This window comes from Micromonospora sp. NPDC047620 (genome assembly GCF_043205005.1).
In the GTDB taxonomy this organism is placed as follows: domain Bacteria; phylum Actinomycetota; class Actinomycetes; order Mycobacteriales; family Micromonosporaceae; genus Micromonospora.
In genome coordinates this window covers 35,353-60,264 of record NZ_JBIDDG010000025.1, presented here as the reverse complement: position 1 = coordinate 60,264, position 24,912 = coordinate 35,353, and the positions used below count along the sequence as shown (strand labels likewise).

At 72.3% G+C, this 24,912-nt stretch carries 19 protein-coding genes; 8 read left to right on the top strand and 11 right to left on the bottom strand.

Going from position 1 to position 24,912, the window contains the following annotated elements:
* Positions 1 to 12: 12 nt before the first annotated feature.
* From ACGF5C_RS26090 to ACGF5C_RS26065, 6 genes are read left to right on the top strand one after another with little or no spacing between them, the layout of a single operon-like run.
* Positions 13 to 1,608, top strand: coding sequence for an FAD-dependent oxidoreductase (locus ACGF5C_RS26090; RefSeq protein ID WP_393305677.1), 1,596 nt, complete (start codon positions 13 to 15; stop codon positions 1,606 to 1,608).
* A 21-nt stretch (positions 1,609 to 1,629) separates the two neighbouring features.
* The gene (locus ACGF5C_RS26085) at positions 1,630 to 2,913 is read left to right on the top strand and encodes an extracellular solute-binding protein (RefSeq protein WP_393305675.1); all 1,284 of its coding nucleotides are present in this window, start codon (positions 1,630 to 1,632) and stop codon (positions 2,911 to 2,913) included.
* A 12-nt stretch (positions 2,914 to 2,925) separates the two neighbouring features.
* On the top strand, positions 2,926 to 3,873 hold the full coding sequence (locus tag ACGF5C_RS26080; RefSeq protein WP_393305673.1) for a carbohydrate ABC transporter permease: 948 nt from the start codon (positions 2,926 to 2,928) through the stop codon (positions 3,871 to 3,873).
* Entirely contained in the window at positions 3,863 to 4,705 is an 843-nt protein-coding gene (locus ACGF5C_RS26075; RefSeq protein WP_393267059.1) for a carbohydrate ABC transporter permease, read from the top strand. The genes ACGF5C_RS26080 and ACGF5C_RS26075 overlap by 11 nt, the downstream gene beginning before the upstream one ends.
* 17 nt (positions 4,706 to 4,722) lie before the next feature.
* Positions 4,723 to 5,643 carry an ROK family protein gene (locus tag ACGF5C_RS26070; RefSeq protein WP_393305672.1) on the top strand — a complete coding sequence of 307 codons (921 nt, stop codon included), beginning with the start codon at positions 4,723 to 4,725 and terminating at the stop codon, positions 5,641 to 5,643.
* A complete protein-coding gene (locus ACGF5C_RS26065) occupies positions 5,640 to 6,350 on the top strand; it encodes an N-acetylmannosamine-6-phosphate 2-epimerase (protein ID WP_393305670.1) in 711 nt (236 codons plus the stop codon). Before ACGF5C_RS26070 ends, ACGF5C_RS26065 begins: the two co-directional genes overlap by 4 nt.
* A 125-nt stretch (positions 6,351 to 6,475) precedes the next feature.
* On the opposite strand, the gene ACGF5C_RS26060 is transcribed toward ACGF5C_RS26065, so the two are convergent.
* The 8 genes from ACGF5C_RS26060 to htpG all read right to left on the bottom strand — a co-directional run bounded on the left by ACGF5C_RS26060 (position 6,476) and on the right by htpG (position 19,506).
* Positions 6,476 to 10,519: a ThuA domain-containing protein gene (locus tag ACGF5C_RS26060; protein WP_393305668.1), complete on the bottom strand. Its 4,044-nt coding sequence runs from the start codon at positions 10,517 to 10,519 to the stop codon at positions 6,476 to 6,478.
* A gap of 69 nt (positions 10,520 to 10,588) precedes the next feature.
* Entirely contained in the window at positions 10,589 to 11,767 is a 1,179-nt protein-coding gene (locus tag ACGF5C_RS26055) for a multicopper oxidase domain-containing protein (protein ID WP_393305666.1), read from the bottom strand.
* Entirely contained in the window at positions 11,764 to 12,732 is a 969-nt protein-coding gene (locus tag ACGF5C_RS26050; RefSeq protein ID WP_393305664.1) for a sugar phosphate isomerase/epimerase family protein, read from the bottom strand. The genes ACGF5C_RS26055 and ACGF5C_RS26050 overlap by 4 nt, the downstream gene beginning before the upstream one ends.
* 19 nt (positions 12,733 to 12,751) lie before the next feature.
* Complete coding sequence (locus ACGF5C_RS26045; protein WP_393305662.1) at positions 12,752 to 15,904, bottom strand: OmpL47-type beta-barrel domain-containing protein; 3,153 nt, start codon at positions 15,902 to 15,904, stop codon at positions 12,752 to 12,754.
* A gap of 933 nt (positions 15,905 to 16,837) precedes the next feature.
* Positions 16,838 to 17,059 (bottom strand): hypothetical protein, encoded by a 222-nt coding sequence (locus ACGF5C_RS26040; protein ID WP_393305660.1) that lies wholly within the window; start codon positions 17,057 to 17,059, stop codon positions 16,838 to 16,840.
* A gap of 53 nt (positions 17,060 to 17,112) precedes the next feature.
* On the bottom strand, positions 17,113 to 17,238 hold the full coding sequence (locus ACGF5C_RS26035; protein ID WP_393305658.1) for a hypothetical protein: 126 nt from the start codon (positions 17,236 to 17,238) through the stop codon (positions 17,113 to 17,115).
* A 45-nt stretch (positions 17,239 to 17,283) separates the two neighbouring features.
* On the bottom strand, positions 17,284 to 17,520 hold the full coding sequence (locus tag ACGF5C_RS26030; RefSeq protein WP_393305656.1) for a hypothetical protein: 237 nt from the start codon (positions 17,518 to 17,520) through the stop codon (positions 17,284 to 17,286).
* 57 nt (positions 17,521 to 17,577) lie between these two features.
* The gene (gene htpG, locus ACGF5C_RS26025; protein ID WP_393305654.1) at positions 17,578 to 19,506 is read right to left on the bottom strand and encodes a molecular chaperone HtpG; all 1,929 of its coding nucleotides are present in this window, start codon (positions 19,504 to 19,506) and stop codon (positions 17,578 to 17,580) included.
* Positions 19,507 to 19,791: 285 nt separating this feature from the next.
* Here htpG and ACGF5C_RS26020 point away from each other — a divergent pair, with 285 nt between their 5' ends.
* Entirely contained in the window at positions 19,792 to 20,151 is a 360-nt protein-coding gene (locus ACGF5C_RS26020; protein WP_393305652.1) for a hypothetical protein, read from the top strand.
* The gene (locus ACGF5C_RS26015) at positions 20,138 to 21,169 is read left to right on the top strand and encodes a hypothetical protein (RefSeq protein ID WP_393305650.1); all 1,032 of its coding nucleotides are present in this window, start codon (positions 20,138 to 20,140) and stop codon (positions 21,167 to 21,169) included. The genes ACGF5C_RS26020 and ACGF5C_RS26015 overlap by 14 nt, the downstream gene beginning before the upstream one ends.
* A gap of 99 nt (positions 21,170 to 21,268) precedes the next feature.
* Here ACGF5C_RS26015 and ACGF5C_RS26010 read toward each other — a convergent pair whose 3' ends face one another.
* Genes ACGF5C_RS26010 through ACGF5C_RS26000 form a run of 3 tightly spaced genes read right to left on the bottom strand, consistent with a single transcriptional unit; the run spans position 21,269 to position 24,465 of the window.
* Positions 21,269 to 22,090, bottom strand: coding sequence for an HpcH/HpaI aldolase/citrate lyase family protein (locus ACGF5C_RS26010; protein ID WP_393305648.1), 822 nt, complete (start codon positions 22,088 to 22,090; stop codon positions 21,269 to 21,271).
* Positions 22,091 to 23,308, bottom strand: a complete 1,218-nt coding sequence (locus tag ACGF5C_RS26005; RefSeq protein ID WP_393305742.1) for a CaiB/BaiF CoA transferase family protein — start codon at positions 23,306 to 23,308, stop codon at positions 22,091 to 22,093.
* Positions 23,305 to 24,465 (bottom strand): hypothetical protein, encoded by a 1,161-nt coding sequence (locus ACGF5C_RS26000; protein ID WP_393305746.1) that lies wholly within the window; start codon positions 24,463 to 24,465, stop codon positions 23,305 to 23,307. Before ACGF5C_RS26000 ends, ACGF5C_RS26005 begins: the two co-directional genes overlap by 4 nt.
* Positions 24,466 to 24,912: the final 447 nt, after the last annotated feature.

Here is a 24,912-nt window from a genome sequence, read left to right as displayed (position 1 = left end):
CAAGTGGTACAGATGCGTGCGGATGTCCTCGTCGTCGGGGGCGGGTTGGGTGGGGTGGCGGCGGCGCTCGCCGCGGCCCGGTCCGGCCGGTCGGTCATCCTGACCGAGGAGTTCGACTGGCTCGGCGGGCAGCTCACCAGCCAGGCCGTCCCGCCGGACGAGCACTCCTGGATCGAACAGTTCGGGGCCACCGCGAGTTACCGGGCCCTGCGCACCGGGATCCGCGACTACTACCGCCGGCACTACCCGCTCACCGAGCGGTCCCGGGGCTGGACGGACCTCAACCCCGGGGCCGGCTGGGTCAGCCGACTCTGCCACGAGCCCCGGGTGGCCGTCGCCGTCATCGAGCAGATGCTGGCGCCGTACCGCGGCGCCGGCCGGCTGACCGTGCTCCAGCCGTACCGGCCGGTCGCCGCGGAGACCAACGGGGACCGGGTGGTCGCGGTGACCGTGGCGCACCGCGACCGCGACGACCGGATCGACATCACCGCCCCGTACGTCCTCGACGCCACCGAGACCGGCGAGCTGCTGCCGCTGTCCGGCACCGAGTACGTCACGGGCTTCGAGTCGCAGGCGGACACCGGCGAGCCCAGCGCGCCGGCCGAGGCGCAGCCGATGAACATGCAGGCCGTCTCCGTCTGCTTCGCCGTCGACCACGTCGACGGCGACCACACCATCGACCGTCCCGCCGGATACGACTTCTGGCGCGACTACAAGCCCGACTTCTGGGGTGACCGGCTGCTGTCCTGGCGGTCGCCGCACCCCCGCACCCTGGAGATCGTCGAACGCAGCTTCACCCCCAACCCGGACGACGACCCGCTGGCCGTCAACGCCGACCAGCGGGTCAACCCCGGCGACGGCAACCTCTGGACGTTCCGGCGCATCGCGGCCCGGCGCAACTTCACCGACGGCGCGTACGGCAGCGACATCACGCTGGTGAACTGGCCGATGATCGACTACTTCGAGGGCCCGGTCATCGACGTGCCGAACGCGTCCTGGCACCTGAGCAAGGCCCGCGAGCTGTCGTACTCGGTCCTGTACTGGCTGCAGACCGAGGCGCCCCGGCCGGACGGCGGGACCGGCTTCCCCGGCCTGCGCCTGCGCGGCGACGTGACCGGCAGCCGGGACGGCCTGGCGCAGGCGCCCTACATCCGGGAGTCGCGCCGGGTCCGGGCCGAGTACACGGTGGTCGAACAGGACCTGTCGCTGGCCGTCCGCGGCGACCACGGCGCCGTCAGCTACCCGGACTCGATCGGCGTGGGGATGTACCGCATCGACCTGCACCCGTCGACCGGCGGCGACAACTACATCGACGTCGGCTCCTGCCCCTTCGAGATCCCGCTGGGCGCGCTGATCCCGCAGCGCGTCGAGAACCTGCTCCCGGCCGGCAAGAACATCGGCACGACGCACGTCACCAACGGCAGCTACCGGCTGCACCCGGTCGAGTGGAACGTCGGCGAGGTCGCCGGCCTGCTCGCCGACTTCTGCCTGGCGCGGGGCGAGTCCCCGCGCGCGGTCCGCGGCACCCCCCGCCTGCTGGCCGACTTCCAGGACCGCCTCTCGGCAGCCGGCGTGGAGATGCGCTGGCCCCGGATCGCGGGCTACTGAACACCCCCGGAGGAGAAGATCATGAGATTGGGAAAGGGTGTGCGCGGTGTCGCCGCGGCACTGGCCGGCGTCCTCGCGCTGTCCGCCTGCGGTGGCGGTGACGACGCCGGGGACAAGGGCCCGGCCAGTCTGCGGATGACCATCTGGTCGGCCAACGAGGCGCACCTCAAGCTGTTCAACGAGATCGCCGACGAGTACCGCAAGACCCATCCGGAGGTCGCGGCCATCACGTTCGACCCGCTGCCCTTCGAGACCTACACCACGACGCTGACCACCCAGATCGCCGGCGGGAACGCGCCCGACCTGGCCTGGGTGTTGGAGAACTCCGCCCCCGACTTCGTCGCCTCGGGCGCGCTGCTGCCGCTCGACGAGACCCTCAAGAAGGCCGAGGGCTACCAGTACGACGACATCTCCCCGGCCACCCTCAAGCTCTGGCAGAACGGCGGCAAGCTGTACGCCTACCCGTTCTCCACCTCGCCGTTCGGGGTCTTCGTCAACACCGACCTGCTCAAGAAGGCCGGCCAGAAGACGCCGGCCGAGCTGATCGCGGCCGGGCAGTGGAACTGGGACAACGCGCTGGCCGTCGCCGGCGCCACCGCTGGCGCGACCGGCAAGGCCGGCCTCGTGATCCGCGACTTCGACTACAAGGGCTGGGACAACCTGTCGACCTTCTGGACGGGTTGGGGCGCCCGGGCGTGGAGCGAGGACGGCAAGTCCTGTGGCTTCGCCGCCCCGGAGATGGTCGAGGCGATGACCACCCTGCACAAGGCGATCTTCACCGGGAAGGCGCTGCCCGGCCCGGGCACGACCGCCGACTTCTTCGCCGGTGACGCGGCCATGACGGTCACCCAGATCTCCCGCGCCTCGCTGCTCAAGCCCGACGGCTTCGGCTGGGACCTGGTCCCGCTGCCGGCCGGGCCGAAGGGCGGCTACTCGGTGATGGGCCAGGCCGGCGTCGGAGTCATGAAGAAGAGCCGGAACGCCCAGGCCGCCGCCGATTTCCTGGCGTTCCTGACCAACCCCACCAACTCGGCCAAGCTCGCCCAGTTCTTCCCGCCGCCGCGCCAGTCGCAGCTCACCGCGGAGACGCTGGCCAAGACGAACCCGACGCTGAAGCCCGAGCAGTTGCAGAAGGTCGTCATCGACGGCATCACCAACGGCGTCATCAAGCCCAGTCACGCCGGGCAGGCCGAGCTGAGCCAGCAGGTCCGCGCCGGGCTCGACCCGCTGTGGAAGCCGGACGCGGACGTCACCGCCGTCCTCGGCGCGCTCTGCGCCAAGATCCAGCCGCTGCTGGCGAAGTAGGGCAGCCGGACCATGTCCCATACGGACACGCGGGTGGGCGGGGTCGAGGCCCCGCCCACCCGGGGCGGGTCGCGGCGGTACTGGACCAGCCGCCGCCGCGACCAGCTCACCGGTTACCTGTTCATCGCGCCGCAGCTGCTCGGCAGCGTCGCCTTCGTGATCCTGCCGCTGATCCTGGTGGTCTGGTACAGCCTGCACGAGTGGAACGTGCTGGCCGGCACGTTCGAGTTCGTCGGCGCCGAGAACTACTCGGCGCTCGCCGACGATTCCAACCTCGGCGCGGTGCTGCGGGCCACCGGGCTGTTCTCCGTCGGCCTGGTCGTGTTCAACCTCGGCCTGGCGCTGCTGCTGGCCGTCCTGCTCAACCAGAAGCTGCGCGGCACGATCGTGTTCCGCACGCTGTTCTTCTCGCCGGTGGTGGTCTCGCTGGTGGCCTGGACCATCGTGTGGGGGTTCCTGCTGCAGGACAACGGCGGCGTGAACGGCCTGCTCGACACGGTCGGCGTGGACGGACCGAACTGGCTGCGCGGCGAGGGCACCGCGATGCTCTCGGTCGTCGTGGTGCAGGTGTTCAAGAACGTCGGCCTGAATATGGTGCTCTTCCTGGCCGCCCTGCAGGGCGTGCCGGCGGAGATGTACGAGGCCGCCGAGGTCGACGGAGCCAGCCGGATCCGCCAGTTCTGGCGGATCACCGTGCCGCTGATCAGCCCCACGATCCTGCTCACCTCGATCATCACGGTGGTCGGCTCGTTGCAGGTCTTCGCGCAGATCGCGGTGCTCACCCAGGGTGGGCCCGGCACCTCGACCACCGTGCTCGTCTACTACCTCTACCAGCAGGCGTTCCAGTTCCACCACTTCGGCTACGGCGCCACGCTGTCGATCGTGCTGTTCGCCATCGTGCTCGCGCTCACCGTGCTGCAGTGGCAGATGCGCAAGAGATGGGTCTTCCATGAATCGTGACCTGTCGCCCCGGACCAAGCTGGTGCTCTACGGGGTGTTGCTGGTCCTGGCGATCCCGTTCGTCTTCCCGACCTGGTGGATGGTCACCTCCTCGCTGAAGCCGGTCGCCGACATCTTCGCCTTCCCGCCGCAGCTGCTGCCGGCGAGTCCGAAGCTGGACGCGTACCAGCGGGTGTTCGAGTTGCAGCCGTTCGGCCGGCAGTACCTGAACAGCCTCTACATCGCGCTGGTGGTGACCGTCGGCACGCTGGCCGTGTCCGCGCTGTCCGGGTACGCCTTCGCCCGGATCCGGTTCCGCGGCCAGAACGTGCTGTTCCTGGTGGTGCTCGCGGGCCTGCTCATCCCGAGCGAGGTGACGATCGTGCCGCTGTTCCAGATGTTCTTCAAGCTGGACCTGGTCGACACCCACTGGCCGCTGATCCTGGTGCCGATCCTCGGCGCGCCCAGCGTGCTGGCGACGTTCATCATGCGGCAGTTCTTCATCAGCCTCCCCGGCGAACTGGAGGAGGCGGCGCGGGTCGACGGGCTGGGGCGCTTCGCGACCTTCTGGAAGATCGCGCTGCCGCTGTCCCGGCCCGCGCTGGGCGCGGTCGCCATCTTCACCTTCCTGCACAGCTGGAACCTCTACCTGGAACCGATCGTGTTCCTCTCCTCGCCGGAGAAGTTCACCCTGCCCCAGGCGCTCACCCAGTTCGTCGACGCCTACGGCGGCCCGATGTGGAACGTCCAACTCGCTGCGGCGTCGATGACCGCGCTGCCGGTCCTGGTGGTCTTCGTCATCGCGCAGAAGCAGTTCGTCGAGGGCCTGGCGCACACCGGACTCAAGGGGTGACGAGGGCCGCTCCCCTCGTGGGCCTCGACATCGGCGGCACCAAGACGGCGGCGGCGCTGGTCGGAACCGACGGGGAGGTGCTCGGGCGTCGCCTGGCACCCACCCCCGCCGCGTCGGGCCCGGCGGCCGTGCTGGACACCGCCGCCGGGCTCGCCCGCGGGCTGCTCGACGCGGCCGGCGCCGGCCCGGTCGGCGTGGGCACCGCCGGCACGGTCGACCCGACCACCGGCACCATCCGGTACGCCACCGACAGCCTGCCCGGCTGGGCGGGCACCAGGGTCGCCGACGAGCTGGCCGAACGGCTGGGTCGACCGGTCCGGGTCACCAACGACGTCAACGCCGCCGCACTGGGCGAGGGCTGGGTGGGCGCGGGACGGGACCGCCCGCACCTGCTTCTGGTCGCGGTCGGCACCGGCCTCGGCGGAGCCATGATCCGGTGTGGCCGCCTGGCGACCGGCGCCCGGGGCGCCGCCGGCGAGGTGGGGCACCTGCCGGCCCCCGGCGCCGAGCGGCTGCGCTGCGGGTGCGGCCGGTACGGGCACCTGGAGGGCATCGCCTCGGGCACCGGGCTGTCCGCCGCGTACGCCCTGGAGACCGGCCTGCGGATGAGCGGACGGGCCGTGGCCGAGCGTGCCACGGCCGGCGACCCGGCCGCCCGGCAGGTCGTGGCCCTCGCCGGCACGGCCCTCGGCCGGGCGCTCGCGGGACTGGTCGCCGTCCTCGATCCGCAGGCGGTGGTGGTGGCGGGCGGGGCGGCCGGCGCCCTGCTCCCCGGCGCCCGCGCCGCCTTCGCCGCCGAACTGCCCGCGGCCTGGGCGGACGTGCCCCTGCTCCCCGCGGCGCTGCATGCCGACGCGGTCGTGGTGGGCGCCGCCCGACTGGCCGGCGACACCGTCCCGACACCGGCCGTGGCCGACGACGAGAGGACGAGACCATGAGTGTGTTCGACGACCTGGCCGGTGGCCTCGTGATCTCCTGCCAGCCGCTGCCCGACGAACCCGACGACCCGATGCGCGACCCGTACGTCCAGGCCCGGGTGGCCGCGTCGGTGGTACGGGGCGGCGCGGTGGCGGTCCGGGCCAGCGGCACCGCCGACATCACGGCGATCCGCGCCGCCGTCGACGTGCCGGTCATCGGGTTGCACAAGCACGGTGTCGACGGGGTGTTCATCACCCCGACGGCGGCGCACGCGGTCGACGTCGCCGAGGCAGGGGCACACATCGTCGCCGTGGACGCCACCAACCGTCCCCGTCCGGACGGGCGGACCTTCGCCGACACGGTCCGCGCGGTACGGGAGCAGACCGACGCGCTGGTCCTCGCGGACGTCTCCACGGCGGCGGAGGGGGTGGCCGCCGTCCGCGACGGTGCGGACGCGGTGGCCACGACGCTCTCCGGCTACACGCCGTCCAGCCCGCCCGGCGACGGCCCCGACCTGGTCCTCGTCGCAAGGCTCGCCGTGCTCCTGCCGGTGCCCGTGATCGCCGAGGGCCGCTACCGGAGTCCGGAACAGATCGACCGGGCCTTCGCGGCCGGAGCCCACTCGGTGGTGATGGGAAACGCCGTCACCTCTCCGCTGTGGATCACGCGCCGACTCGTCGCGGCCACCCGCCGGGCGGCAGTGACGCACGGGGAGCACCGGGCCTGACGCCGGCCCCCGCGCCGGCGGGGAGTCTGGCTGCCTCGGCCGGGCCGGCACGATCGTCGTCGCGGGGGCGCGGCCGGCAGTGCGCCGGGTGCGGAGGATCACCCCCGCACCCGGCGCCATGCTGTTTACAGGTCCCGCACCCTGACGTTGCGGATCTCGATCAGGTCGCTGTTGCCGTGGTTCTGCAACCCGACGAATCCGCTCAGGAACTGGCGCAGGTCCGTCGGCGGGTCGCCCTGGCGGGACGAGGCCTTGCCCGGCGTGTTGTCGAACTCGTTGATCACGACGCCGTTACGGGTGATCGTGTAGTGCTGCCCGACCACCCGGATCTCGTAGTCGTTCCACTGGCCCTTCGGAGTCACCCCGGCCTGGTCCAGCCCGATCGGGTCGAAGTTGTAGATCGACCCGGTCTTCTGCGGCTCGCCGGTGGGACCGTCGTAGATCTGGATCTCGTGACCGCAGTAGATGGCCACCCAGGCCTGGGAACTACGGGCCGACCCGACCGTCCCGCAACTGCCGGCCGGTCGCTGGTCGAGCGGGATTCTGGGATCCGGGACCCGGACGAAGGCGCCACTGTTGGCGTGGACGCCCTCGGCGGAGACGTCCCGGAACTGCATCCGCAGCGAGAAGTCGGCGAACTCCTGCTTGGCGTACCAGAGCATGCCGAGCCCGCCGGAGCTGCGGATGGACCCGTCGGGTCGCAGTGTGAACGACCCGCCGGGTGCCTGCCGCCAGTCGGCCAGTGACTGCGCCGTCCCGTCGAAGATGGCCCGGTAGCCGCTGATCTTGCCGATCTCGGACTGGGCCGCCGCCCGGTTCAGCGTCGACGCCTCGCGGTTGTCGAGAACGCCGCCGGCGCGCAGCCCGGCGACCACGTCGCTGACGTGGCTGACGAACTGGCCGTGGTTCGGCCACATGCGCTCGTCGTCGATCAGGTCGTTGACGGTGCAGTTGCCGCCGACCTGGTGGTTGGTCACGCCGGTGTCGGCGTCGAGAAGGCGTACCGTCTTGCGGGTGTCCGGTGCGGCGCAGCCGACGACCACCTCGATCGTTCCGGTGGCCACCTCGCCGTCGGCGTAGGTCACCTTCACCGTCGCCCGGTAGGTGCCGAACTTCGCGTACGTGTGGGTGGGGTTGGCCTCGCGCGACGGCGCGCTGCCGTCACCGAAGTTCCACTCCCAGGCCACGCCGCCGGCCTTCGCGCTGGAGAAGGCGATGGTCTTCGGGTTGCTCTGCGCGACGGCCCGCGCGGTGGCGTGGTCCGGGTTCGGCGTGGCCGGGCCGCCCTGGTAGGCGATCCGGATCAGCTTCTGGTTCGGGTGGAGGCTGAAGAACCCGCCGGCGTAGTCGAGCAGGTAGAGCGCCCCGTCCGGGCCGAACTTGGCGTCCATCCAGGACTGGAGCTGGGTGCCGCCGCTGCCCGAGCGGATGATGCTGCGCAGGTCCTCGGCGAAGGCCGGGGGCCCCTGCTTCGGCACGTTCGCCGGGTCGACGGTCACCGCGACGCGGTTGTTGGCGTTGGACTGGTCACCGATGAACCACTTGTTGTCCCAGTACGCCGGCCAGGCCACGCCGCTGTCGACGTCGACCTTCTCCCGCTGGTAGGTGGGGCCGTCCATGATGGCCTGGCCGCCGCCCTTGAGGTACGGCTGGGTGAACGTCTCCTGACCGACCTGGTAGGTCGGCAGGCCGCTGCCGTCGGTGCGCTTCGGGTAGACCGGGCCACCGCCCTGCGGCGAGTACCAGATCATGTTGTCGCGGGCCGGCGGGATGTTGACCAGCCCCGTGTTGCGCGGCGAGGTGTTCTTCAGGTTGTCGCAGTCGTACCAGCCGGTCAGCACGTTGGCGTCGGTGTTGCTGCGGTCCCGGTAGGGCTGCCGGTTGCCCATGCAGTACGGCCAGCCCTGGTTGCCGGCGGAGGTGATGATCGTCGCCGTCTCGTACTTCGCCGGCCCGAGCTCCGGGCTGGGGCCACCGGCGTCCGGGCCGACCCACGCGGCGGTCAGCCAGTCGTTGACCGGGTCCCAGGCGATCCGCGCGATGTTGCGGACACCCATCACGTAGATCTCCGGACGGGTCTTGCCGCCGCCCTCCTCCTTGCCGGTGAACAGGTTGCCGTCGGGGATCGTGTAGGTGCCGTCCGGCTCCGGGTGGATCCGCAGGATCTTGCCGTTGAGGTCGTTGGTGTTGCCGGAGGTACGCCGGGCGTCCTGGAACGACACGCCCTGGTACTCCTGGGTCCAGTTGTTGCCGGAGTAGCCGCTGGAGCCGCCGGAGGAGTTGCTGTCGCCCGTGCCGATGTAGAGGTTGCCGCTCTCGTCGAAGGTCATCCCACCGCCCGCGTGGCAGCAGCTGTGGATCTGCGTGTCCCAGTGCAGCAGGTCCTTGCGGGTGCCCTGGTCGATGGTCTGCTTCGCGGCGTCGTAGGTGAACCGGGACACCGTCCGCTGGCCGATCCGCTTGACCCGGTCGATCGACTCGTGCGGCATCCAGTAGACGTAGATCCAGCGGTTCTGCGCGAACTTCGGATCGAGAGTGATGCCGACCAGGCCCTCCTCGTTCTTCACCAGCTCGCTGCCGCTGCCCCGGTTGCCCATCACGGCGAGCGTGGTCAGCAGCTTGACCTGCTTGGTCTTCGGGTCCCACTGGTGGATGGTCCCGCAGCCGAGGCCCACCTTGGGGTCGTCCCAGCTGACGACCGGCCCGGTGGCGCAGGCCGCCTTGCCGATGTAGAACACCGTGCCGTCGGGCGCGATGGTCAGCCCGTGCGGCTCGCCGATCTGGTCGAGCTGGCCCGGCTGGTTGGTGGCGGTCAGCCGCTCGATCCGGTAGTTCGAGGCGACCGTCGCCTGGCAGTCGCCGCGGACCAGCCCGGCCGTCCACCTGATCGCGCCGAGCAGGTGGCTGCGGAACTGCTTGTCGGTGGTGTAGCTGGCCTCGGTGCGTCCCATGCCGGTGTAGAAGGACCGGCCGCCGTCGTAGTCCTGGCACCAGGAGATCGGGTGGAAGGCGCCGTTGCCGCTCAGGCCCGGGTTGTAGGTGCCCTCCTCGACCTGCGCGACGGTGTGCACCCGGCCGGTCGGGCTCGGGTCCCAGTTGATCCACTGGTCGGACCGCTTCCAGGTCAGCGGCAGGCCCTGGTTGGCCGGGTGCTGCCGGTCGGTGAGGTCGACCACCGCCTGCTGCACCGTGCTGTCCGGCGGCGGGCCGGCGTCGGGACCGATCAGCCACAGCTCGGCGAGCTGGATGAGCGGTTCGCCGCTGTTGGCGGTGACGTTGAGCCGGTAGTGCTGGTAGGCCTTGCTGTTGGTGAAGCTGAACTGCCGGGTCTGGAACCGCTGCGGGAACGTCTCGTTGCTGCGGGTGTCCAGGTCCGTCCAGGTGGTGCCGTCCTCGGAGCCCTGCAGGGTCCAGTTCTTCGGGTCCCGGCCGGGGAAGTCGTTGGCGGAGGTCAGCGCGTAGCGGCTCACCACCACCGGCTTCGCCAGCTTCACCGCCAGCCAGCCGGTCGGGTTGAAGGTCAGCCACTTGGTCCCGGTCGACCCGTCGATCGCCTTCGCGGCGGTCTCGTTCGGCGGGTTCTCCGCGCTCGCCGAGGCGGAGACGGGCTTCTCGGCGTTCGGCAGGCCGGCGGCCGGGCGGGTGCCGATCAGGCCGGTGAACCAGGCGGAGGTGGGTTGGGCGCGGGCCGCGTCGTGCACGCCGAGGAAACCGCCGCCGCCCTTGATGTACGCCTGGAACGCGGCCTCCTGCGCGTCGTCGAGGGTGACCCCGTTGGCGGACAGGAACACCACGCTCCGGTACCGGGCCAGGTTGCCGAAGGTGAACACCCCCGGGTCGGCGGACGCGTCGACGGCGAAGCCGTGCTCCGCGCCCAGGTCCCGGATCGCGTCGACAGCCTTGGCGACCGGGTCGTCCTGCTGGTCCACCGGACCGTGGAAGACCAGCAGCTTCACCGCGGCAGCGGCCTCGGCGGGCGCCGCCTGCACGGGCGCCGGGCCGGCGGCGTGCGCGGGCAGGGCCAGCAGGCCGAGCGTCAGCACGGCGCTCGCGGCGAGAGCGCCCGTGCGTCGTACGGCCCGGCGGGTGGCCGGTGGTGGGGAGGCTGTGACGTCGACGGGCCGACGTCCGCCCCATCGGGACAGCCGGAAACGGCGTTGTTGAGCCATTTCGACTCCTTCACAGGTGAGGTGTGGCGGAGGTGCGTTGTCCGAGCGGGTCGAGCAGGAGACGATGCGTCACTTGTGCTGGTGCTGCCCGGCGTCGGCGGTGGTGCCGGTGGCGTTCGCCGGGTGGGAGTGCTGGTCGTGGCCCGGAGGCATGGTCCCGTCCTCGTTCAGGACGTGCAGCATGGTCGACATGCCGCCGTCTGAGTGGAACTGCATGTGGCAGTGCAGCATCCAGTGCCCCGGTCCGACCGAGTCACCGGCAGCCACCTGGAACCCGAACGAGTCGCCGGGGCCGAGCGGCTTGTTGTCGATGATCGGGACGCCGTCGGCGAACGGCTGTCCGTTGTCCACCAGGCCGGTCCGGGTGTCCGCCCAGGAGTGCCCGTGCAGGTGGAAGGTGTGCATGTCGTTGCCGATGCCGACGACGACGAACTCGACCTTCTCCCCCTTGCGGGCGACCAGACAGGTCGGCCCCGGCTGCGGGTTCTGCGCGTCGCAGGTGTCGGCGGCCGCGCCCCGGCGCAGGTTGATGCTCTGCCGATCGCCGAAGACCACGGTGTAGGTGCGATCCGGCTTCGGGTCGCCGGGTCGCCGGACCACCAGCCCGCCGAAGAGCCCCGCGCCGAGGCCCTGGGTGCCGTGCGGGCCACCCACCACGTGGTCGTGGTACCACCAGTAGCCGGCCGTGCCCGGCGAACCGGTCTTCCTGTTCCGCTGCTGGGCGAACCAGGTGTACGTGCGCGACTCGCCGGGCGGGACGAAGGAGCCGCTCTGCACGGTGCCGTCGGAGAGCTGGGTGTACTTGACCCCGTGCACGTGCAGCGAGACACCCAGTGGGTGCGCCGGGTCGGTACGCAGCTGCGTCAGGGTGGCCGCCGGCACCAGGTTGTGCAGGGTGATGGCGACGCACTCCCCCTCGGTCATCTCGATCGTCGGGCCCGGGTAGGAGGCCGTCTGCGGGGTGAGGCCGTAGCCGAGCCGGATCTGGGTGCCGTCTTTGGGCAGCTCCACCGCGTACAGCTGCATGCTGCGGTCCGGCTTGGCACAGCCTTCCGGCCGTTCGGCGAAGAACGCCCCGGAGCGGGCGGCGGCCAGGCCGCCGGCGCCGACCAGGGTCAGCAGCACGGTGGCCGCCACCACCAGCAGCCGGCGGGTGCTCGGTCCGCGGCGCTTGCCGGCGCGGTCGTCCTCGGGCGTGCCGCCGTCCCCGGGCGGCGGGGGGTCCTCGACGAGACGCCAGGCGCTCACCGGTCACCCCGCAGGTCGACGATGCGCTGGTAGCTGCGCTCGGCGGCGCCGAGGGAGCCCGGCGGGTTGGGCTGGGCGTTCGGCCCGGTGTCCTGCTCCCACAGGTAGGTGAACCGGCCGCCCCCGTCGAGCTCGGTGAAGAACTCGGCGAACGGGATGACCCCGGCGCCGAACTCGACGTCCAGGTAGGAGTTGCCCTGCTGCGGGTCGGGCAGCGGGACGCCGTCCTTGACGTGGAACAGCGGGAACCGGTGCGGATGCGCGTTGACGTAGTCGACCGGCCGGAACCCCGGATACTTGCGGGCGCCCCCGTACGCCCACAGGATGTCCATCTCCAGGAACACGTACCGGGGATCGGTCAGCTCCAGGAACAGGTCGTACAGCCGCACGTCGGGCCGATCGACGGCGAAGCTGAACTCGATGGTGTGGTTGTGTTGGTAGAGCTTGATCCCCCGGGCCGCGGCGGCGGCGCCCCACGCGTTGAACTCGGCGGCGGCGGCCTGGTACCCGGCGATGGTGCGGTTGCCGGTGGGCGCCTGCGCGGTGCCGAGGGCCGGCATGCCGAGGGCCTCGGCGACGTCCAGTTCCCACTCCAGGTTGTTCCGGAAGTCACCGAGCCCGCGGTGGCTGCCGGCCGCCTTCAGCCCGTTGTCGTCGAGCAGCTGGCGGATCTGCGCCGGCGTGATCGGGCCGACGTTGCCCTGGGTGTAGCCGGCGAACTCCACCTCCCGGTAGCCGATGCGGGACAGCTCCTCGAAGACGGCCGCGAAGCCGAACTGCGTGACCTTGTCCCGGACGCTGTAGAGCTGGATGCCCAGGTGCCCGCGCGGCACCAGGTGGCCGTTCGAGGCGCCGCCGGACGCCGTGGCGGGCAGCGCTCCGGCGAGGCTCGCCGCGCCGACCGCGACGGTGGAGCCGGCGAGGCCGCGCAGTAACGCCCGACGGTCGATCCTGTTCTTCGCCATGGTTGTTCCCCTTCGATCGTCAGCAGCAGCTGCTCGGGTTGGCAGAGGAGGGCGCGCCGCCGGGGCAGCACGCAGAGAGCGGCGCGATCCGCACGTCGCGGAAGCTCACGACGTCGGCGGTGCCGTGGTTCTGCAGTCCGATGTATCCGCGGGCGTGCTGGCGGCCGGCACCGCCCGGGTCGTCGGCCCGGGGCGGGCTGAACACCGCGTCCGGGGTGTTCACGTACTCGTTGATCAGTTCGCCGTTGCGGAAGACGGAGTAGTGCTGGCCCACCACCCGGATCTCGTAGTCGTTCCAGGTGCCCTTCGGGGCCACCTGCGCGCCGGCCAGGTCGACCCGGTCGAAGCCGTACACCGATCCGCTCTTGTACTGGTCGCCGTCGGGCCGGTCGTAGATCTGCAGCTCGTGGCCGTACTTGATGGCCACCCACTCGGGGCGGGACTCCTGGGCGTGGCCGTGCACGTCGGGGAAGCGGACGAAGACCCCGCTGTTGGCGCGGCCGGTGCCGGGGGCGTCGTCGCGCCACCGCAGCTTCAGCGAGAAGTCGCCGTACTCGGCGGTGGGTAGCCAGAGCATGCCGAGGCCGGGGACGGCCCGGCTGGTGATCGAGCCGTCGGCGTTGCGGGTGAAGCCGCCCGCGCCGACATGCTCCCACCGGTCGAACGACGCCGCCGAGGCGTCCAGCAGCGGCTGGTAGCCGTTCTTCCCGTCCGGCTTGCCGACGCCGGAGCGGGCGGCGGCGCTCACCAGGCGGCCGTGTTCCTTGTGGTCGATCAGGCCGAGGTGGTGCAGGTGTTCCGCGACGTCCGTGACGTGCTTGACGAACTGGCCGTGGTTGGGCCACGCCTTCTCGTCGTGGATGGCGTTGTTGATCGTGCAGCCGTCGGCGACCACCCGGTTCGGCACGCCGCTGTCCACCGTGCCGAGCCACACCGTCGGCCGGGTGTCCGGCACCGGGCAGGCGCTGGGGCCGCTGGCGACCACGGTGAAGGTGACCGACGCGGTGCCCGAGGTGTTGCCGGCCTTGTCGGTGGCCCGGTAGCTGACCGTGTGCCCGCCGGGCTGGTTGACGGTGACCGGCGCCGAGTAGCGGGCGTACGGCTGCCCGTCGAGGGAGTACTCGATCCGGTCGACGCCCGAGCCGGCGTCGGCGGCGGTGAGCATGACGGTGGCGCTGCCGAGGTAGGCGCCGTGGTCGTCGAGCTGGCCGGAGAGCGCCGCCGTGACGGTCGGCGGGGTGGTGTCCGGCACCGGCGGGTCGACCACGGTGAACGACACCGACTGCGGGGCCGAGGTGTTGCCCGCCTTGTCGGTGGCCCGGTAGCCGACCGTGTGCTGGCCGACCTGGTTGACGGTGACCGGCGCCGAGTAGCGGGCGTACGGCTGCCCGTCGAGCGAGTACTCGATCCGGTCCACGCCGGTGCCGGCGTCGGTGGCCGAGATGGTGACCGTGGCGGCGCCGACGTATGCCCCGGTGCTGTCCCGCTGGCCGCTCACCGTGGCGGTCGCCGTCGGTGGCGTGGTGTCCGGGACGGGCGGCTGCACCACGGTGAACGACACCGACTGCGCGGCCGAGGTGTTCCCCGCCTTGTCCGTCGCCCGGTAGCTCAGCGTGTGCTGCCCCGGCTGGTTGACCGTCACCGGCGCCGAGTAGCCGGCGTAGGCGGCCCCGTCCAGGGAGTACTCGACCCGGTCGACACCCGACTCGGTGTCCGTGGCGGACAACGTCACGGTGGCGCTGCCGACGTAGGCGCCGTTGTCGTCGCGCTGCCCGGTGACCGCGGCCGTCGCGGTCGGCGGGGTGGTGTCCGGCTCCGGCGGTCGCACCACGGTGAACGACACCGACTGCGCGGTCGAGGTGTTGCCCGCCTTGTCCGTCGCCCGGTAGCTCAGCGTGTGCTGGCCGGGCTGGGTCACCGCGACCGGCGTGGTGTAGGTGGCGTACGGCTGCCCGTCGAGGGAGTACTCGATCCGGTCGACGCCCGACTCCGTGTCGGTGGCCGACAGCGTCACCGTCGCCGAGCCCACGTACGCGCCGTTGTCGTCGCGCTCCCCGGTGACCGCGGCCGTCGCGGTCGGCGGGGTGGTGTCCGGCTCCGGCGGTTCCACCACCGTGAAGGAGACCGACTGGGCTGCGGAGGTGTTTCCCGCCTTGTCGGCGGCCCGGTAGGTCACCGTGTGCTGCCCCGGCTGGTTGACCGTCACCGGCGCCGAGTAGGTGCCGTACGCGCCGCCGTCCAGGGAGTACTCGACCCGGTCGACACCCGACTCGGTGTCCGTGGCGGACAACGTCACGGTGGCGCTGCCGACGTAGGCGCCGTTGTCGTCGCGCTGCCCGGTGACCGCGGCCGTCGCGGTCGGCGGGGTGGTGTCCGGCTTGGGCGGCTCCACCACGGTGAACGACACCGACTGCGGGGTCGAGGTGTTTCCCGCCTTGTCGGTGGCCCGGTAGGTCACCGTGTGCTGCCCCGGCTGGTTGACCGTCACCGGCGCCGAGTAGGTGCCGTAGGGGCCGCCGTCCAGGGAGTACTCGACCCGGTCGACGCCGGAGCCCTCGTCGGTCGCGGAGAGCGTCACCGTCGCCGACCCCAGATAGGCACCGGTGTCGTTCCGCTCGCCCGACACCGCGGCTGACACGGTCGGGGGCGTGGTGTCCGAGCCGCCACCGGTGACGACCAGGAGGCCGGCCATCCCGCCGTGGCCCGGGATGGCGCAGAAGTAGCGGTACGTGCCGGGCGAGAGCACCACGTCGACGGTCCACCGGCCGCCGTTGGCGTCCGTCGGGTCGGCCAGGATGTTCACGTCGACGTCGCTGTTGTACGCCGGGTTGGTGGTGTCGAAGGTCAGGGTGTGCTGCATGCCGGTGGTGTTGCCGGTCGCGGCGCTGTTCTCGAACACGAGCGTCGCCGGCCCGGCGACGGCGGTGGTGGGCGCGGAGAGGTACGAGAGGAAGTTGTCGCCGGCGGTCCAGGTCAGCACCTGGGCCTGTAGCTGCCGGGGCGGCCCGCTCGAGTCGGCTGTCCGTGCGCGGTCCGCGTCGACCGGGCGCGCGTTCGCCGGAGCCGCCACCAGTCCGGCGGTCACCAGCAGCAGGACCGCCGTGGCGGCTGCCGCAATCGAATGCCGGAGCCGGCCCACGGAGAGCCGACCGGGCGGTGAGTACCCGTTCATGGATTCCTCTTTCACGGTCCGAGGGGACACCGGCGCAGCGTGCATCGGCCGGCCGATGTCATGAGTAGTCAGCGCTGCCGCGTCCCGAGGCTTCGGGAACTGCCCAGGGGCGGCAGGGGCACACCTGTCCGCGGATCCAGGTCGAGCGTCGTCACATGCCCGTACGAACCCTTCATCAGATCGACGGCTTCTTCGTGTCGGCAGCCTGTGCGCCCCTCCCTGGCCGCACGAGGTCCTCGGCCGTGACCAGCTGTCACGGTCGTCCTGGGTGAACGGGGTCCGCCTGATGCCAGCGGCGAGCCGGTTCGCGCGCGGGTCAGACAGGTGCCGCGTCGGGGTGACGGGATGTGAGTGAGAAGGGATGGGCATCGGTCAAGCCACGGCGCGTTTCCGCACCGGGGCGCTGTCTTGGAGCGCCGACCCGGGGTGCCATCCCTGGCCTTACCCGTGGCCGCCGGGCGTGTTGCGCCGCCTGGGACCACGGTCGAGAGTCACCGCGCCGCCGGTTCATCTCGATGAAACATATTGATGTGTCCCGACACTACTGACTTGCCGTCAGCGTGTCCAGACCTTTCGTCGCCGCAGACGCTACTTTCATTCAGAATGACGAAAGTCGGTAGCGTCGCAGGTCGTGTGGGCGTTACACCCCGCCAGCGCTCCCCTGAGGACCGCCACGACACCGCCTCAGGCGGCGCCCGACGCCCGGCCCAGGCCGCCGTCGCGAGCCGACCGGCCCACCTGACGCCCTGAGCCGGAGCAGCCCGTCGACCGAATCCTGGCGGGCGCCGGTCAGGATGACGATGCTCCGGGTGCGGACCAGTTCGCCCCGGACGTGCCGCAGCCCCGTCCACATGTACGCGAGGCGGCCGAACCTGCCCTTGAGCGTGCGGTCGGCGACGCGGATGAGGTCGCCATCGAAGCCGGCGCCGGCCATCACGGCGAAGTGTTTGCCGTTGAGCCTGCCGAGGTCCAGGGCGCGGCGCGGGCCGCCACTCCGATCCGGACGGCCTCGGAAAGGTCCTCGGGGATGCCGAGGTTGGCGGGGCCCGCGGGCAGGATCGCCACGGCCGCGCCCGAGCCGGCGAGGGCGTCGGCGCAGCGCTGCACCATGCCGACGGCCGCCGGCGCGGCGCCCGCCGCAGTACTCGTGCTCATGGCCGGCGGTGATACCCAGCCCGCGGTTTCCACGCCCGGGCCGGTGAGGCGGGTCAGCCCCCGGCCGTCATCCGGGTACGCCGGACGGCCGGCCGTCGCCGTGCGTGCGTCAGCCACCGCCAGCGGGGCAACTCCGCGACCACGGTCAGCAGCACCAGCACCGCCGTGGCGACGGCCACGCCTCGCGGCCACGCGAACCAGGCCGACACGCCGGCGGCGACCAGTTACAGCACGACCAGCGCGATGGTGACGGGACCGAGCACCGCAACCAGCGCCCGGGGCTTGTCCCCCGGGGTGGCGAAGACCGTCGGCAGCCCCACGAGAACGACCACCGAGGCGACCGCCAGGGCCACCGAGTGCGGGGCGAGCGCCCACGGCGTCGCCACCCAGGCGATCAGTTCGGTGACGAACCGCAGCGCGGACGCCGGGCCGGGGCGATCGGGCGAGGTCTGTTCGATCACGGCCGCGAGTACGGCCGGTCGGCGGGGTGTGCGCCCCGCCGACCGGCCGGAGCGGCGCTAGAGGGTACGGGCGAGGCGGTCGGCGAGGATGCGGGTGAACCGGGACGGGTCGGCCAGTTCCCCACCCTCGGCGAGCAGCGCCATGCCGTACAGCAGCTCGGTGGTCTCCTTCAGCGACTCCTCGGTGCCGCCCTCCTCGTGGGCCTTGCGCAGGCCGGTGACGAGCGGGTGCCCAGGGTTGAGCTCCAGGATCCGCTTGACCGCCGGCACCTCGTGCCCCATCGCCCGGTACATCTTCTCCAGCGTCGGGGTGATGTCGTGGGCGTCACCGACGACGCAGGCGGGCGAGGTGGTCAGCCGGGAGGAGAGGCGGACCTCCTTGACGGAGTCGGCGAGGGTGTCGCCCATCCAGGTGAGCAGGTCGGCGAAGTCCTTGCGCTGCTGCTCGCGCTCGGCCTCGGCCTCCTTCTTCTCCTCCTCGGTGTCCAGGTCGACCTGGCCCTTGGCGATCGAGCGCAGAGTCCGGCCGTCGTACTGGCCGACGCGCTCGACCCACACCTCGTCGACCGGGTCGGTGAGCAGCAGCACCTCGTAGCCCTTGGCGCGGAACGCCTCCATGTGCGGCGAGTTCTCGATCATCGAGCGGGACTCGCCGGTGGCGTAGTAGATGTCGGCCTGCCCGTCCTTCATCCGGCTGACGTAGCCGGCGAGGTCGGTCGGCTCGGCCGGGTCGTGGGTCGAGGCGACCGAGAGGATCTCCAGGAGGGTGTCCCGGTTCTCCGTGTCGTCGATCAGGCCCTCCTTGACCGCCGCGCCGAACTCGGTCCAAAAGGTCCGGTAGCGCTCGGCGTGGTTGGCCTTCATGTCCTTGACGGTGGACAGGATCTTCTTGACCAGCCGGCGGCGGACCACCTGGATCTGCCGGTCCTGCTGGAGGATCTCCCGGGAGATGTTCAGCGACAGGTCGTGCGCGTCCACCACGCCCTTGACGAAGCGCAGGTAGTTCGGCATGAGCGCTTCGCAGTCGTCCATGATGAAGACGCGCTTGACGTAGAGCTGCACGCCGCGGCGGCCCTGCGGGGCGAAGAGGTCCAACGGGGCGTGGGAGGGGATGAACAGCAGCGCCTCGTACTCGAAGGTGCCCTCGCCCCTCATGTGCACGATGTCCAGCGGGTCGGCCCAGTCGTGGCTGACGTGCTTGTAGAACTCCTTGTACTCGGCCTCGTCGACCTCGTCGCGGGGCCGGGCCCAGAGCGCCTTCATCGAGTTGAGCGTCTGGGTCTCGGTCGTGGTCGCGTCGCCCTCGCCCGGGCGCTCGACGGTCATCCGGATCGGCCAGGCGATGAAGTCGGAGTACCGCTTGACGATCTCCCGGATCGTCCACTCGGCGGTGTAGTCGTGCAGGTTGTCCTCGGCGTCCGCCGCCTTGAGGTGCAGGGTCACCGCGGTGCCCTGCGGCACCTCGTCGACGACCTCGACGGAGTAGGTGCCCTCGCCGGCCGACTCCCAGCGGGTGCCGCCGGTCTCCCCCGCCCGCCGGGTCACCAGCTCCACCCGGTCGGCGACCATGAACGCCGCGTAGAAGCCGACCCCGAACTGGCCGATCAGCTCCTGCCGCGCCCCGGCGTCGGCGGACTCGCGCAGCTTGCGCAGCAGTTCCGCCGTGCCCGACTTGGCGATCGTGCCGATCACCTGGACCACCTCGTCGCGGGACATGCCGATGCCGTTGTCCCGGACGGTCAGCGTGCGCGCCGCCTTGTCGACCTCGATCTCGATGTGCAGGTCGGAGGTGTCGACCTCCAGGTCCTTGTCGACCATCGACGCCAGGCGCAGCTTGTCCAGCGCGTCCGAGGCGTTCGAGATCAGTTCGCGCAGGAAGACGTCCTTGTTCGAGTAGATCGAGTGGACCATCAGCTGAAGCAGCTGACGCGCCTCGGCCTGGAACTCCAACGTCTCGGCCTGGTTACTCACGCCGTGTCCTTTCATTCTCGAAAGCCCACCAGAGGTTCGCCGAAAGGATACGAGCCGTCGCCCACGGCGAGACGACGACGCCCGGTCGAAGTTTCCTGACCGGGCGTCATCAGGGTACGCGTCAACGGCCGAGCCGCCGACCGGGGACGATCGTCCCCGGGGGTCGCGCGGAGGTTGGGGCTGCGTACGGCGGGCGCGCTTTGCCCGGAGGCTCTACCGTCGACGGTGGCGTCACCGTGGCCGCCGGGAAAGCCGAGGGCTGGTGCGACCGCCGCGTGCGGCGGTCAGTACGGTAGGGATGTGTCTCTATGGATGGCCGCGATGTGGGGGCTGGTCGGCAGCGCGGTGGCCGAGGCGCTCAACCTGTCCGGGATGATGCGCCCGACCACCGAGTCCGGGGGGCGGTGGCAGTGGCCGTGGCGGGACCGGCGGGACGCCCCGATCGTCGTGTTCGCGGTGCTGCTCCGGACCGTGGCCGGCACCGGGCTCGCCGCCGCGGCCGGGGCGGGTGGCCTGGCCACCACCGCCTTCGCCAGCTTCACCTTCGGGGTGGCGGCGCCGCTCGTGATCGCCAAGATGTTCGACCAGGTCCGGGTGACGGAGCAGCCGTCCGACGACACGGGTGGCGGACCGAACGGCGAGCACGATGACGCCGCGTGAGAGCCTGCTGGGCAGGTTCGTCTCCGCGCTGTCGGCCCGGCCGGCCGCCACGGCCACGGCCGTTCCCGTGCCGACCCGCACCAGGCTGGCCGCCGCGCTCGCCGCGCGGCCCGTGGCCTCCCGCGCGGCCGGTCACGCCCCAGAGCCCGTCGGGGAACCCGACCACGGGGGGAAGCTGACCCAGCGGGTCAAGGAGGTGCTGGCCGGCATCCTGGGCGTCACCGCCGACCAGTTGCGGGTCGACGCCGACGGCGACGTCGGCATCCGCGTCGGCTCCGCCATGATCTTCGTGCGGGCGCAGGACGACCCGCCGCTGGTCGACGTGTTCTCGCCGCTGCTCACCGGGGTCCAGCCGACCGAGTCGCTGTACCGGCGACTCTCCGACCTGACCAACGGTCTCGTCGTCGGCCGTGTCTACTGCACCGGGGACACGGTATGGGCGTCCGTGCCCGTCTTCGGGCAGGACTTCGTGCCCACTCACCTGCTGCTGGCCGTACGGGCCATGGTCGAGCTCGCCGACGACCTCGACGATCAGCTCCGGCGGGAGTTCGGCGGCAGCCGATTCTTCGGCGAGGAGTCCTCGGGCCTGGCGGCGGTGCCCGACCCGACCGGCTACCTGCGCGACCTCGACCGGGCCGGCGCGAGCGGAGCGGGCAGCGTCCTGGTCGACCTGCTGGCCGACCGGGGGCGGACGGAGGAGCTGCGGGCCCGCGCCGAGCACGGCGACTGGCACGCCGCCGCCCGGCTCGCCGCGCTGCTCGCCGAGGAGGGGCGCGCCGACGAGGCCGAACGGTACTGGCGGATCGCCGCCGACCAGGGCGACCCGAGGGCCCGCGACGAGCTGGCCGCCCTGCTGGCCGCCCGGGGCCGGCACGACGAGGCGATCGCACTGCTGCGGCAGGCGGTCGAGGCCGACGACTGGCGCCCCCTGCCGCTGCTGCTCACGCTGCTCACCGAGCGTGGCCTCGTCGACGAGGCGATCGCGCTGCTGCGCCGCCACGCGGCCACCCGGGACTGACCCCACCGGCCGCCACGTCGAGCAGGGCCGTCTTGCCAACAGCACCACGGACAAGGGCCGGCCCCCACCCGGGGGCCGGCCCTTTCGTCGTACGCCGGGTCAGGCCGCGTAGCGGGCGGCCAGGTCGACCGTGCGACGGGCGGCGGCCACCATCGCCCGGTCGGCGAACCGGCCGTCCGGCAGCACGACGGTCCCGGAGTCCCGGGTCTGCGCCTCGGCCACCGCGGCGAGCAGTTCCTCGGCCCGCGCGACCTCCCGCTCCGCCGGCCGGAACGCCTCGGCGATCACCGGTAGCTGGCGCGGGTGGATGGCCGCCCGGCCGAGGAAGCCGAGCCGCCGGCCCACCGCGCAGGAGGCGGCCAGGCCGTCGACGTCGGCCACGTTCGGGTACACCGACATGGCGGGCGGGGGCAGGGTGGCGGCGCGGGCCGCCACCACGATCCGGCCGCGCGCCCACGCCAGACCGGCCTCTTCGTCGACGCCGAGGTCGGAGCGCAAATCGGCCTCGCCGAGGCCGATCGAGGCCACCGCGGGGTCGGCGGTGGCGATGGCGTACGCGGCCTCCAAGCCGAGGGCGGACTCGACCAACGGGTGCAGCGGGGTGTCCACCCGGGCGGCAAGGGCGGCGACGGCGGTCGCCGACTCCACCTTCGGCAGCCGCAGGCCCGCCAGCCCGGGGCGGCCGACCACCGCGGCCAGGTCGGCGTCGACGTCCGGGCCGGTCAGCTCGTTGACCCGGACCTGGACCGGCACGGGGAGCGACTGCCCGAGGAACTCGGCGACGGCCTGCCGCGCGTACGCCTTGCGGTCGGCGAGCACCGCGTCCTCGAGGTCGAGGATCACCGCGTCGGCGCCGGAGGCAACCGCCTTGGCGAACCGGTCCGGCCGGTCACCCGGCACGTAGAGCCAGGTCAGCAGCATTCAGATCACCCCCTTCTCGCGCAGTGCCGCCAACTCGCTGTCGGTCAGGCCCATCGACCGCAACACCGCGTCGGTGTCCTGGCCGTGCCGGCGGCCGGCGTGCCGGATGTCCCCCGGCGTCTCCGAGAGCCGGAACGGCACGTTCTGCATCCGTACCTCGCCCAACTCCTCGTCACCGACGGTGCGGACGGTGCCGAGCGCGGCGTACTGCGGGTCGGCGAGGATGTCGCGCACGTCGTAGACCGGGGCAACGGCCGCCTCGGCGGCCTCGAACGCGGCCACCACCTCGTCCCGGTCGCGCCGCGCGACCCAGGCGCCCACGGCAGCGTCCAGTTCGTCGGCGTGCGCGGCCCGGCCGCTGCCGGTGGCGAACCACGGCTCGTCCACCAGTTCCGGCCGGCCGACCAGCCGCAGCACCCGCTCGGCGATACTCTGCGCGCTGGTCGACACCGCCACCCAGCGCCCGTCGGCGCAGCGGTACGTGTTGCGCGGCGCGTTGTTGTTGGACCGGTTGCCCAGCCGGGGCTGGACGTAGCCGAGCTGGTCGTACCAGGTGATCTGGGGGCCCAGCATCGCCATGATCGGCTCGATGATGGCAAGGTCCACCACCTGGCCGGCGCCGGTGAGGTCGCGGGCCCGCAGGGCCAGCATGACCGCGTACGCGGCGGCGAGCGCGGTGACCGAGTCGGCCAGCCCGAACGGGGGCAGCGTCGGCGGGCCGTCCGGCTCGCCGGTGGCGGCGGCGAAGCCGCTCATCGCCTCGGCGAGGGTGCCGAAGCCCGGCCGCCGCGCGTACGGGCCGACCTGACCGAAACCGCTGATCCGGGCGATCACCAGCCGGGGGTTGACCTCGTGCAACTCGGCCGGGCCGAGCCCCCACCGTTCCAGGGTGCCGGGGCGGAAGTTCTCCACCAGCACGTCCGCGTCGGCGAGCAGGCGGCGCAGCAGTTCGGCGCCCCGCGGGTCGGACAGGTTCAGGGTCACCGTGCGCTTGTTGCGCCCGAGCACCTTCCACCACAGCCCGACGCCGTCCTTCGCCGGGCCGTGCCCCCGCGACGGGTCCGGCTTGGCCGGATGCTCCACCTTGACCACGTCGGCGCCGAAGTCGCCGAGGAACGCCGCCGCGAGCGGCCCGGCGAAGAGGGTGGCCAGGTCGACCACCTTCACCCCGTCGAGCGGGCGGGTCCGGTCGGCACCGGCGGGGGCTGGGCTGTTCATGGCGTTCCCTTCGTCGGGTCGACGGCGGCGAGGAAGACGTCGCCGTTGCCGAGCGCTTCCCCGCCCGACGTGGTCCCGGCGGTGAGCCCGGTGACCAGCAGCCGCCCGTCGGCGCCGAGGGTCGCGTAGACGTTCTCCTCGCCGAAGGCGTCTGCGGCGTCGTCGCGGGCGGTGCCGTACTGGGCCACCCCGGCCTGGCGGCCCCGCGCGTCCAGCCGCAGGGTCAGCACGTCGGCGCCGCCGACCGGCAGGCCGAGCGCGCTGCCGGTGAAACCGACCACGGCGACCGCACCGTCGGGCAGCGCCACCACGTCCGCACCCGCGTCCGCACCCCGCCCGCCGGTCACCGTCCGCCAGCGCTGCCGGCCGGCCCCGGTGTACGCCACGGTGAGCACGTCGCTGCCGCCGGCGGTGGCCACGCCGCCGGTGGAGCCGGTGGCGACCACGAGGCCGTCGGTGCTGATCGCGACACCGCCGAGCAGGTCGTCGCCGACGCCGCCCACCGAGGTCACCCACGTCCGGGTGCCGCTGGCGTCGAACCGGGCGAGCCACCCGTCGCTGCCGCCCAGCGCGGTGGTGTCGGGCAGGCCGGCGGAGGTGCCGCCAGCCACGTACACGCCCTCGGCGTCGGCCGTCACCGCGTACGCCTTGTCCTCGCCGGAACCGCCGAACTGCCGGCTCCAGGCGATCCGCCCGTCCGGGGCGATGCGGGCCAGCACCGCGTCCTTGTCCCCGGCGCCGCTCTGCCCGGCGAACGAGCCGCTGGTGTAGCCGGCGACGTAGGCGCCGCCGTCGGGGGCGGCCGCGACGGCGTAGAACCGGTCGGCCTTGGCCGGGTCGCCGGCCTGGGTGAGCCAGGCCCGCTGCCCCGTCCCGGTCAACTTGACGACGAAGCCGTCGTCGGCGGGGCTGCCCGGGTGCGTCCCGTCGAGGTCGCCGCGGGTGTAGCCGGCGGCGACCACCCCGCCGTCGGCGAGCGGCACCACGCCGTGGAGGCGGTCGTTGGCGGCCGTGCCGAACTGCCTCGTCCAGGCCGGGGCCCCGGCCGCCGTGACGCGGCTGACCGCGGCGTCCAGCCCGCCGGCGTACGGCTGGCCGGCGACCGGGCCGGAGGCGGCGTACCCGAGGGTGGTGCTGCCGTCGGGGTGGGCGGCCACGCCGCCGGCCCAGTCGGTGCCCGCGGTGCCGTGCGGCGGCCCGGGCAGCCCGGCCGGCGGGGTGACGCTCAGCGTCGCCGCCAGGTGCCTCAGTCCGTCCGCGAAGGCGGGTCGCCAGACGTCCCAGTCGTGCCCCCCCGTCGAGCACCCGGAACTCCGCGGCGATCGCGTCGGAGCGGCGCACGGTGTTGTAGAGGGTGGCGGCCTCGTAGTCGAGGTCGTGGGTGGCGTCGGCCGGGTCGGGGTTCGCCCACTCGTCGTCGCCGACCGCGACGTACATCCGCACCGGGGACTCCGCGTCCAGGCCCGGCAGTAGTGCCGGGTAGTTCAGTCGCCGGTAGACCTCGTCGGAGAAGCGCTGCTCGCCGGAGCCGAAGCCGCCGAACTCGCGCGCCGACGAGTCGGCCGGCGGCAGCGGCCGGTACACCGCCGGGCTGAGCACCAGCG

Excerpts from the sequence above, each read along its gene's own strand:
- htpG (WP_393305654.1), bottom strand. The coding sequence starts at position 19,506 with ATGAAAGGACACGGCGTGAGTAACCAGGCCGAGACGTTGGAGTTCCAG.
- ACGF5C_RS26085 (WP_393305675.1), top strand. The coding sequence starts at position 1,630 with ATGAGATTGGGAAAGGGTGTGCGCGGTGTCGCCGCGGCACTGGCCGGC.
- ACGF5C_RS26010 (WP_393305648.1), bottom strand. The coding sequence starts at position 22,090 with ATGCTGCTGACCTGGCTCTACGTGCCGGGTGACCGGCCGGACCGGTTC.
- ACGF5C_RS26045 (WP_393305662.1), bottom strand. The coding sequence starts at position 15,904 with ATGAACGGGTACTCACCGCCCGGTCGGCTCTCCGTGGGCCGGCTCCGG.
- ACGF5C_RS26015 (WP_393305650.1), top strand. The coding sequence starts at position 20,138 with ATGACGCCGCGTGAGAGCCTGCTGGGCAGGTTCGTCTCCGCGCTGTCG.
- ACGF5C_RS26050 (WP_393305664.1), bottom strand. The coding sequence starts at position 12,732 with ATGGCGAAGAACAGGATCGACCGTCGGGCGTTACTGCGCGGCCTCGCC.
- ACGF5C_RS26005 (WP_393305742.1), bottom strand. The coding sequence starts at position 23,308 with ATGAACAGCCCAGCCCCCGCCGGTGCCGACCGGACCCGCCCGCTCGAC.
- ACGF5C_RS26060 (WP_393305668.1), bottom strand. The coding sequence starts at position 10,519 with ATGGCTCAACAACGCCGTTTCCGGCTGTCCCGATGGGGCGGACGTCGG.
- ACGF5C_RS26065 (WP_393305670.1), top strand. The coding sequence starts at position 5,640 with ATGAGTGTGTTCGACGACCTGGCCGGTGGCCTCGTGATCTCCTGCCAG.
- ACGF5C_RS26075 (WP_393267059.1), top strand. The coding sequence starts at position 3,863 with ATGAATCGTGACCTGTCGCCCCGGACCAAGCTGGTGCTCTACGGGGTG.
- ACGF5C_RS26080 (WP_393305673.1), top strand. The coding sequence starts at position 2,926 with ATGTCCCATACGGACACGCGGGTGGGCGGGGTCGAGGCCCCGCCCACC.
- ACGF5C_RS26040 (WP_393305660.1), bottom strand. The coding sequence starts at position 17,059 with ATGAGCACGAGTACTGCGGCGGGCGCCGCGCCGGCGGCCGTCGGCATG.
- ACGF5C_RS26090 (WP_393305677.1), top strand. The coding sequence starts at position 13 with ATGCGTGCGGATGTCCTCGTCGTCGGGGGCGGGTTGGGTGGGGTGGCG.